We start from the raw sequence: 9653 nt of genomic DNA on the forward strand, positions 1-9653 counted from the left end.
CCGGACCCGCCATGGTCCGGACCGGGGGCCGCCCGGCCCACGTGCCGTCGACCGGCGCGGCCCACGTGCCGTCGACCGGCGCGTCCGCGGGCCGTCGACCGCTGTCCGGCCGCGCCGAATTGTCCACCGCGACCCGGTCACCAGGGCGGTCTGTGACCGTAATCACCGCCCAGGTGTGATCTGCGATTTAGGGTCCTGCGGGGCTCGGGGATAACCTGCGAGACGGACATGCCGCGTATTCGGTCACCGTGTGCGCCTTCCTAGTGACAGAGCAGTCACGTTGCCCCTCGCGGCACGCCCACGCAGAAAACCAACCGCGAGACCATTTGATAAGGGACGGACGCGCGTGGACCTGTTCGAGTACCAGGCGAGGGACCTCTTCGCCAAGCACGGTGTACCGGTGCTGGCCGGTGAAGTGATCGAGACGCCTGAGGCAGCCCGCGAGGCGACCGAGCGGCTGGGCGGCAAGTCGGTCGTCAAGGCCCAGGTGAAGGTCGGCGGCCGTGGCAAGGCCGGCGGCGTGAAGCTGGCCGCCAACCCCGACGAGGCGGTCGCCCGGGCGACCGACATCCTCGGCATGGACATCAAGGGCCACACGGTCCACAAGGTGATGATCGCCGAGCTGTCTCCGGAGATCGAGGCGGAGTACTACGTCTCGTACCTCCTCGACCGCACCAACCGCACCTTCCTGGCCATGGCCTCGGTGCAGGGCGGCATGGACATCGAGGAGGTCGCGGAGAAGACCCCCGAGGCCCTCGCGAAGGTCCCGGTCAACGCCGTCGACGGCGTCGACATCGTCAAGGCCCGCGAGATCGTGGCCCAGGCGAAGTTCCCGGCCGACGTGGCCGAGGGTGTCGCCGAGGCACTGGTCACCCTTTGGGACACCTTCGTCGCCGAGGACGCCCTCCTCGTCGAGGTCAACCCGCTGGTGAAGACCAAGGACGGCCGCATCCTGGCCCTGGACGGAAAGGTGTCTCTCGACGAGAACGCCGACTTCCGTCAGCCCGAGCACGAGGCGCTCGAGGACAAGGCCGCAGCCAACCCGCTCGAGGCTGCCGCCAAGGCCAAGAACCTCAACTACGTCAAGCTCGAGGGCGAGGTCGGCATCATCGGTAACGGTGCCGGTCTGGTCATGTCGACCCTGGACGTCGTCGCGTACGCCGGTGAGGTCCACGGCAACGTGAAGCCCGCCAACTTCCTCGACATCGGTGGCGGCGCCTCCGCAGAGGTCATGGCGAACGGCCTCGAGATCATCCTCGGCGACCCGGACGTCAAGTCCGTCTTCGTCAACGTCTTCGGCGGCATCACCGCCTGCGACGAGGTCGCCAACGGCATCGTCCAGGCGCTCGAGCTGCTCAAGACCAAGGGCGAGGCGGTCACCAAGCCGCTCGTCGTGCGCCTCGACGGCAACAACGCGGAGCTGGGTCGCAAGATCCTCTCCGACGCCAACCACCCGCTCGTTCAGCGCGTGGACACCATGGACGGCGCGGCCGACAAGGCCGCCGAGCTCGCCGCGGCTGCGAAGTAAGGAAGAGGGACTCAGACCACCATGGCTATCTTCCTCACCAAGGACAGCAAGGTCATCGTCCAGGGGATGACCGGCGCGACGGGCATGAAGCACACCAAGCTCATGCTCGCCGACGGCACCAACATCGTCGGCGGCGTGAACCCGCGCAAGGCCGGCACCTCCGTCGACTTCGACGGCAACGAGGTCCCGGTCTTCGGTTCCGTCAAGGAAGCGATCGAGAAGACCGGCGCGAACGTGTCCGTCCTCTTCGTGCCGCCGGCCTTCTCGAAGGCCGCCGTCGTCGAGGCGATCGACGCCGAGATCCCGCTCGCCGTCGTGATCACCGAGGGCATCGCCGTTCACGACTCGGCCGCCTTCTGGGCGTACGCCGGCGCGAAGGGCAACAAGACTCGGATCATCGGTCCGAACTGCCCGGGTCTCATCACCCCCGGCCAGTCGAACGCCGGCATCATCCCGGGCGACATCACCAAGCCCGGCCGCATCGGTCTCGTGTCGAAGTCCGGCACGCTGACCTACCAGATGATGTACGAGCTCCGCGACATCGGCTTCTCGTCCGCCGTCGGCATCGGTGGCGACCCGGTCATCGGTACGACGCACATCGACGCCCTCGCGGCGTTCGAGGCCGACCCCGACACCGACCTGATCGTCATGATCGGCGAGATCGGCGGCGACGCCGAGGAGCGTGCGGCGGACTTCATCGCGAAGAACGTCACCAAGCCGGTCGTCGGTTACGTCGCGGGCTTCACCGCCCCCGAGGGCAAGACCATGGGCCACGCCGGCGCCATCGTCTCCGGCTCCTCCGGCACCGCGCAGGCGAAGAAAGAGGCCCTCGAGGCCGCCGGCGTCAAGGTCGGCAAGACGCCGACCGAGACCGCCAAGCTGGCGCGCGAGATCCTCGGCGCCTGACGCCTCACCGCGTCGGAGCACCACCGCAGGAACGTGCCACCGCACACAGAGACGCGGGCCCGTACCCCCGAGCAGGGGGCACGGGCCCGCGTCTTTCTGTCCGGTCCGCAGGCTCGGCGCGCCTCGGCTGTCCGGTCTGCCTCCTCAGCGCACCCCGGGGACCAGCCGGCCCGGACCGTTCACGAGTTCGCCACCGAGCTTCTTCTGCAGCTTCTTGTCCTGCGGCGTCAGCTTCTGCGGACCTCCGAGCGGCGGTACCCCGCCGACCTGCTGCGCCGGTGACTGGGGGGTCTCGTACTTCCTCGGTGCCGTGGCCAGCGTGATCAGCGTCAGGCCGATCAGCAGCACGGTGAACGCGATGGCCGCCCGCGTCCAGAGCTGGGCCTTGCGTTCGCTGCCCGTGCGGATCAGCTCAGGCACCGGCAGCGAGGACGCGGGCTGGGCGAGTGCGAGTGCGCCCAGTTTCTCGTGCAGCAGCGCGGACTGTTCGTCCGGGCTCGCCGGTTTCGCGAGTTCGGGCAACTGCTCGGCGACGGCCGCTCGGGCGGTCATCAGCCGCCCCGCCGTCGCCGGAGTGCTCGCCTCCGTCTCGGCCGCGGTCTCCGGCAGCCCAAGCCCGACACCGTCGTGGAGGAGCAGCGTCCGACGGTACGAGGGCGGCAGGGCCAGCAGTGCGTCGAGCAGTGCGCGGGGGCCCGGTGCCTCGGGGGGCGGGTCGGGGTGGCGGTGCTCGCGGCGCAACTGGTGCCACGGGGACATCGCGTGCTCGTAGGCCGCGGCCCGTACCCAGCCGACCGGGTCCCGGTCCACCGCCACCTCCGGCCAGCGCTGCCAGGCGAGGTCGAAGGCCTTGGCGACGGCCTCGCGGGACAGACCGCGGCGGCCGGTCAGCAGATAGGTCTGACGGAACAGCGCTGCGGCGGTATGCCGGTACAGGGCGTCGAACGCTTCGGCGGGCGTGGGCCCGGCATCGGCATCAGCATCGGCATCAGCATCTGCGCCGGTCTCGGCATCAGCTTCGGTATCAGCCTCGGCCCTGGCCTCGGCAGCACCATCCACCCCGGCCTCGGCAGCGGCCCCGGTCCCCGCCCCCTCACCGTCGTCGCTGTCGCTGTCGCTGTCTTCCCTGCCGTCTCTGCCGTCTCTGCCGTCTCTGTCGTCACCGGCGGTGACGACAGCTGCTGTGGCGACGGTGACGGCGATGACCTCGCCGCGCTCGCCGGTCTCGCCGCTCCCGCCGGGTTCGTCGGGTTGGGCGGCCCCGCCGGTGGGACCGGTCCCACCGGTCTCGGCGACGACCCCGGGCGGCTCCGGTGCGGTGCCGGGCTCGGTCGTGGCCTTGGCGACGCTCCCGGTGGCTGCCACGGGGGTCGGCGGTCGGGACTCGGGTGGGGGCGACGGCGGTGCGGGCTGTACGGAGGTGCCGGCCGCCGGCTCCGGGGGCACGGCGGATCCGATCAGCCGGGCGTAGGCCTCGCGCTTGCGCCCGCGTGGGCTGGTGCGGCCCGTCTCCCAGGCTCGGACCGTGGCGCGCGTGACCCCTACGGCCGCCGCCACCTGCTCCTCACTCAGTGACTTCGCCTCCCGCAGCCTGCGGCGCTCCTTGGGTGACGGGAGCGGATGGGCTGCTGCCGTGCCGGTCGTGCTCTGTGTCATGAGGGCTCCCCGCCCGGCCTGCACTGGGTGAAAAAGTACATAAACGTATATTGAGCGACACAGCGGTCATTCGCCCGTTACATGGAATAAGCGCGTGTCGTTGGCAGCATTGCGGTGTGACCCAAGTGACCGAACGCAGCCCGTCGTTGTCGGCCGAGCAGGGACGACCCGCCGTCCTGGCCTCGGCGCTGCTGCGCGGGGCGCTTGCCGCAGGGCTCGGACTGGGCTCCATCGCCGTGCTCGTCATGGTGCTCTGGATCAGTTCCCCGGCCTCCGACAGCGGCCCGGGCGAGGCCTTCCGCACAGCAGTCGACGTCTGGCTGCTGGCCCATGGCGCAGAACTGATCAGAACCGACACCCTGACCGGGGCCCCGGCGCCCGTCGGTGTCGTCCCCCTGCTGCTCGGCGCCCTGCCGGTCTGGCTGGTGCACCGCGCGGCCAGGGATGTGCTGGAGCCCGACGAAGGGAGATGCGCGCCTTCGGCCGGGGCCGCGTTCGCCCTGGTGGCGGGCGGCTATCTGCTGGTCGGGGGTGCGGTCGCGCTCTGGGCGCGGGGCTCCTCGATGTCCGCCGAGCCGCTGTCCCTGCTCTTCCCGCCGGTCCTGGTGGTCGCGGTCGCGGCGGCGGCCGGAGTCTGGACGGCCTCCGGGCATCCGCTCGGGCCGCCACCCTCCTGGGCTCCGGTGCGGCTGCACGAGGCGATGGCGCGTTCCCGCTTCGCGCGCCGGGCCGAGGTGGTGGGCCGGTCCGCGGCGGCCGGGGTGATGGTCCTGCTGGGCGGTGGGGCGGTCGTGGTGGCGGCGGCTCTGGTGTGGCACGCGGACCCGGTCCAGGAGTCGTTCCTGCGGCTCTCAGGCGACTGGGTCGGCCGTTTCGCGGTGCTGTTCCTGGCCCTGCTGCTGGTGCCGAACGCTGCTGTGTGGGGTGCGGCGTACGGGCTCGGTCCGGGATTCGCGCTCGGCACGGCTTCCACGGTCGGCCCGCTGGCCTTCGATGGCCGCCCCGCGCTGCCGGACTTCCCGCTGCTGGCCGCCATGCCGGCCGAAGGCGCGGGGTCACCGCTGAACTGGGCGACGGCGGCGGTCCCGGTCGCGGCGGCGCTCACGGTCGCCTGGTTCACCGTGCGGCGGGCGGCGCCCGCCCATGGTGAGCGCGAGGAGGCGTGGACTGTGCGGGAAACCGTGCTCACCGTCGTGCTGGGTGCCTCGGGGTGCGGGATCGGCACGGCACTGCTGGCAGCGGCAGCCGGGGGGCCGCTGGGTGCCCGCGCGCTGTCGGAGTTCGGCCCCGTCTGGTGGCTGACGGGGGCGGCGGCACTGGCGTGGACCGCGGTGCTCGGTGTCCCGGCGGCACTGCTGCTGCGGGCCTGGCGGCTGCGTGGACGTACCGCATCCGAGCAGCCTTCCGCTGAACCGGTGGCCGGAGTGGTGGCCGGAGCGGCGACCGGAGCGGGTGCCGCGGTGGGGACGCCGGGTTCGGGAGAGGGGGAAGGGGCGGCCAGCACTCCCGTCGGTCGCGGATGGTGGCGGCGGTGGGTCGGCCGAAAGGCGGAGCGGGACAGCTCGGCCGAGAAGGAGGCCGAGGCGGAACTCGTACCCGGCCTCGTACCGGACCTCGCCCCCGGCCTCCGTCCCGCGTCCGGGCCCGCGCAGGTCTCCCCGCCCGTCGCCGGGCCGGCCTCCGCACCCGGCCCGGGTGATCCGGACGGCGACGACCTGGGCCTGTACGACTTCCTGCCGACCGATCCCTGGCACACGGCGACGGTGGCGGCGGCGGACGACGAGCGGGCGGAACCGCCGGCCGAGCTGCTGGCTGAGCCGCCGGTCGGGCCGCCGGTCGAGCCGCCGGCTGAACCGCCGGTCGAGCCCGGCCCGGTCCGCCCGCCGGACGTTACTTCTTGACGCCGAAGAGGGGTTCCAGCGGTTTGGGCAGCAGATCGTTGCAGGAGAGCTGGCCCGACTTGGTGAGGGCGTCGTTCACGCACGTGTAGTAGTCCCGGTAGACCAGCTGCACCGTGAACGACGTCGCGACGATCGCCAGTGCGACCAGCGCCGTCACCAGACCGCTGACCGCGGCCGTCGTCTGCTGCCGGCTGCCGCGCTGGTTGGAGGCGGTGCCCGGCGCGCCCGGTGCGGTCGAGGAACCAGGTGCCTGGACCGTGCCGGGAGCCGTACCGGCCCCGGTGACCTGCCCCTGCCCATCTCCCTGGCCGAAGGCATCCGCGCCGGTGCTCGCGCCCGGAGCCGTGCCCGTCCCGGTCGCCGTACCTGTCGCCGACGGCTCCTTCGGCTTGGCCCGGAGCGCGCTGATCGACCAGTAGGTCGCGAGCGCGCCCAGCAGCAGCGCGATCTCCGGCAGATCGAAGATCGCGAAGAAGAAGGCCCACATGCCGGCGAGCAGTGCGTAGCGTGCGCGGCGCTGCATGGGGTCCTTCGGGTCCCAGCGCATGCCGCCGGAGCCGCCCTCCGGACCGCCCCGGCCGCCGCTCTGTCCGTTCGGCCCCGCCGGTCCGCTGGGCCGGCCGCCGAAGCCGCCGCTCTGACGTCCGGGCTGGTGGCTGCTCCACTGGCTGCCCCAGACGGGCCGGTTGTCCGGGGAGCCGCCGTCGGGCGCGTCCCCGCCTTCGCCGTTGCCGTCACTGTCGCCGTTGGCCGGGTGGCGCGGCTGCCACGGCTGGTCGGGGCGGTCCTCCGGCGGCGGCGCGAAGGGGTTGTCGTTCTCGGAGCCGGACCCGGACGACCCGGAGGAGCCCGACGGCGAAGAGGAGGAAGGGGAGGACGAAGAGGAAGAGGAGGAAGAAGAGGAGGAGGAGCCCGGCGTGGGGGACTGGCGCTCCCGCATCAGCAGTGAGGTCTGCTCGGGCAGCGGGTGGCGGAAGGCGTTGCGGCGGCGTCGGTCCGGCATATGGTGAACGTCTTCCCCATCTCGTCATTTCCGCCCTGTGGACGGTTCGCTGTCCCCTGACGCTACCTCCCGGTGAGGAGGGGCCGAAAGCTGGGAGTACAGGCACGGTGGCCGACAGCTGCCACCGGGACCGACCGCCCGCGCACGAGCCGGCGTCCCACCGGTCCCTCACCCCCGTCACGCAAGGGCCCCGCAAGGTGCCGGTATCGTTGCTGACGGTCGGCTCGTTCGTAGAGTTCCCCGTATCGGGGGGCGTGCTTCTTTCGTACGACCGTACAAACAGCATGGCCGTCGTGCCGCTGCTCCGGTGATGCGGCAGTTGGCGCGGCCGATCCGAACCGCTCCACACGCGAGAAAGGGCCCAGCCGTGGCCTCCCCGCTCTCCTCCGCCGCTCCGGCCCGCCTGGTGGTACTGGTCTCCGGCTCCGGTACGAACCTCCAAGCCCTGCTCGACGCCATCGGTGACGATCCCGAGGGGTACGGTGCCCAGGTCGTCGCGGTCGGTGCGGACCGGGACGGCATCGCGGGGCTGGAGCGGGCCGAACGCGCCGGAATTCCCACGTTCGTGTGCCGGGTCAAGGACCATGCCTCACGGCCGGAGTGGGATGGAGCGCTCGCCGCGGCCACCGCCGCCCACCGTCCGGACCTCGTCGTGTCGGCGGGGTTCATGAAGATCGTGGGCAAGGAGTTCCTCGCCGGTTTCGGCGGCAGGTTCATCAACACCCACCCCGCCCTGCTCCCCAGCTTTCCCGGTGCCCACGGCGTGCGTGACGCGCTCGCGTACGGCGTGAAGGTCACCGGGTGCACCGTCCACTTCGTCGACGACGGCGTCGACACCGGTCCGATCATCGCGCAGGGCGTGGTCGAGGTGACCGAAGAGGACACTCCGGAGGGCGAAGCGGCTCTCCACGAACGCATCAAGGAAGTCGAGCGCAAGCTGCTCGTCGAGGCCGTGGGGCGGCTCGCCCGTGACGGCTATCGCATTGAGGGACGAAAGGTTCATCTCGATCATGTCGGTGAATAAGCCCATCCGCCGCGCCCTGGTCAGTGTCTACGACAAGACGGGGCTCGAAGACCTCGCCCGTGGTCTGCACGAGGCCGGTGTCGAGCTGGTCTCCACCGGCTCCACCGCCGGGCGGATCGCCGCCGCCGGAGTGCCGGTCACCAAGGTCGAGGAGCTCACCGGTTTCCCCGAGTGCCTCGACGGCCGGGTCAAGACGCTGCACCCGCGCGTCCACGCAGGCATCCTGGCCGACCTCCGCCTGGACGCCCACCGCGAGCAGCTCGCCGAGCTCGGCGTGGAGCCGTTCGACCTGGTGGTCGTGAACCTCTACCCGTTCAAGGAGACCGTCGCCTCCGGCGCATCGGCCGACGAGTGCGTGGAGCAGATCGACATCGGCGGTCCCTCGATGGTCCGCGCCGCCGCCAAGAACCATCCGTCGGTGGCCGTCGTCACCAGCCCCGAGCGGTACGCCGACGTCCTGGCCGCCGTCGGGGAGGGCGGCTTCGATCTGACCGCCCGCAAGCGGCTCGCCGCCGAGGCCTTCCAGCACACCGCCGCGTACGACGTGGCCGTCGCCTCCTGGTTCGCGGCCGACTACGCCGCCGCCGACGACTCGGGCTTCCCGGACTTCTTCGGTACGACGTACGAGCGCAAGAACGTCCTGCGCTACGGCGAGAACCCGCACCAGCCCGCCGCGCTCTACGCCGCCGGCGCCGGTGGTCTGGCCGGTGCCGAGCAGCTGCACGGCAAGGAGATGTCGTACAACAACTACACGGACACCGACGCCGCACGCCGGGCCGCGTACGACCACGCCGAGCCGTGTGTCGCGATCATCAAGCACGCCAACCCGTGCGGTATCGCGATCGCCGACGACGTCGCCGAGGCGCACCGCAACGCGCACGCCTGTGACCCGCTGTCCGCGTACGGCGGTGTCATCGCCGTCAACCGCCCGGTGACCGTCGCCATGGCCGAGCAGGTCGCGGAGATCTTCACCGAGGTCATCGTCGCCCCGGCGTACGAGGACGGCGCCGTCGAGGTCCTGTCCCGCAAGAAGAACATCCGCGTGCTGCGCGCCCCCGACGCCCCGTCCGCCGAGGTCGAGGTCAAGCCGATCGACGGCGGCGCACTGCTCCAGGTCACCGACCGCCTCCAGGCCGAGGGCGACGATCCGGCCAACTGGACGCTCGCCAGCGGCGACGCACTCTCCGCCGATGAGCTCAAGGAGCTCTCCTTCGCGTGGAAGGCGTGCCGGGCGGTCAAGTCCAACGCGATCCTGCTCGCCAAGGGCGGCGCATCGGTCGGCGTCGGCATGGGCCAGGTCAACCGCGTCGACTCCGCGAAGCTCGCCGTCGAGCGGGCGGGCGAGGAGCGCGCGAAGGGTGCGTACGCCGCCTCCGACGCCTTCTTCCCCTTCCCCGACGGGCTGGAGATCCTGACCGGGGCCGGCGTCAAGGCCGTGGTGCAGCCGGGCGGTTCGGTCCGCGACGAACTGGCGGTCGAGGCCGCGAAGAAGGCGGGCGTGACGATGTACTTCACGGGCACCCGGCACTTCTTCCACTGAGCCGGACGATCCGTACGACGAAGGGCCGGTCTCCCCCAACGAGTTAGGGGAGACCGGCCCATCGTGCGTTGCTCCGCGGTGTTACATAATGATAA

General features: G+C 71.5%; 7 protein-coding genes. 5 read left to right on the plus strand and 2 right to left on the minus strand.

Annotated elements, in window-relative coordinates; genetic code table 11:
- The first annotated feature begins 346 nt into the window (after positions 1–346).
- The gene (gene sucC, locus ACFVJX_RS27765; RefSeq protein WP_384123154.1) at positions 347–1528 is read left to right on the plus strand and encodes an ADP-forming succinate--CoA ligase subunit beta; all 1182 of its coding nucleotides are present in this window, start codon (positions 347–349) and stop codon (positions 1526–1528) included.
- A gap of 21 nt (positions 1529–1549) precedes the next feature.
- Complete coding sequence (sucD, locus tag ACFVJX_RS27770) at positions 1550–2434, plus strand: succinate--CoA ligase subunit alpha (protein ID WP_384123150.1); 885 nt, start codon at positions 1550–1552, stop codon at positions 2432–2434.
- 144 nt (positions 2435–2578) lie between these two features.
- Here the strand turns inward: sucD and ACFVJX_RS27775 are convergent, their stop codons facing one another.
- Entirely contained in the window at positions 2579–4090 is a 1512-nt protein-coding gene (locus ACFVJX_RS27775) for a helix-turn-helix domain-containing protein (protein ID WP_384123148.1), read from the minus strand.
- 116 nt (positions 4091–4206) lie between these two features.
- On the opposite strand from ACFVJX_RS27775, the gene ACFVJX_RS27780 reads away from it, so the two are divergent.
- On the plus strand, positions 4207–5991 hold the full coding sequence (locus ACFVJX_RS27780) for a DUF6350 family protein (protein WP_384123146.1): 1785 nt from the start codon (positions 4207–4209) through the stop codon (positions 5989–5991).
- On the opposite strand, the gene ACFVJX_RS27785 is transcribed toward ACFVJX_RS27780, so the two are convergent.
- Positions 5981–6994: a hypothetical protein gene (locus ACFVJX_RS27785; protein ID WP_384123144.1), complete on the minus strand. Its 1014-nt coding sequence runs from the start codon at positions 6992–6994 to the stop codon at positions 5981–5983. The genes ACFVJX_RS27780 and ACFVJX_RS27785 overlap by 11 nt on opposite strands.
- A gap of 367 nt (positions 6995–7361) precedes the next feature.
- Here ACFVJX_RS27785 and purN point away from each other — a divergent pair, with 367 nt between their 5' ends.
- The gene (gene purN, locus ACFVJX_RS27790; RefSeq protein ID WP_384123142.1) at positions 7362–8018 is read left to right on the plus strand and encodes a phosphoribosylglycinamide formyltransferase; all 657 of its coding nucleotides are present in this window, start codon (positions 7362–7364) and stop codon (positions 8016–8018) included.
- Positions 8005–9558 (plus strand): bifunctional phosphoribosylaminoimidazolecarboxamide formyltransferase/IMP cyclohydrolase, encoded by a 1554-nt coding sequence (gene purH, locus ACFVJX_RS27795; protein WP_384123140.1) that lies wholly within the window; start codon positions 8005–8007, stop codon positions 9556–9558. Before purN ends, purH begins: the two co-directional genes overlap by 14 nt.
- The last annotated feature ends 95 nt before the right edge of the window (positions 9559–9653 follow it).

The organism is Streptomyces sp. NPDC127177 (assembly GCF_042672475.1).
Classification (GTDB): Bacteria; Actinomycetota; Actinomycetes; order Streptomycetales; family Streptomycetaceae; genus Streptomyces.

Coding starts and splice junctions, on each gene's coding strand:
- ACFVJX_RS27775 (WP_384123148.1), bottom strand. CDS start 4,090: ATGACACAGAGCACGACCGGCACGGCAGCAGCCCATCCGCTCCCGTCA.
- purH (WP_384123140.1), top strand. CDS start 8,005: ATGTCGGTGAATAAGCCCATCCGCCGCGCCCTGGTCAGTGTCTACGAC.
- sucD (WP_384123150.1), top strand. CDS start 1,550: ATGGCTATCTTCCTCACCAAGGACAGCAAGGTCATCGTCCAGGGGATG.
- ACFVJX_RS27785 (WP_384123144.1), bottom strand. CDS start 6,994: ATGCCGGACCGACGCCGCCGCAACGCCTTCCGCCACCCGCTGCCCGAG.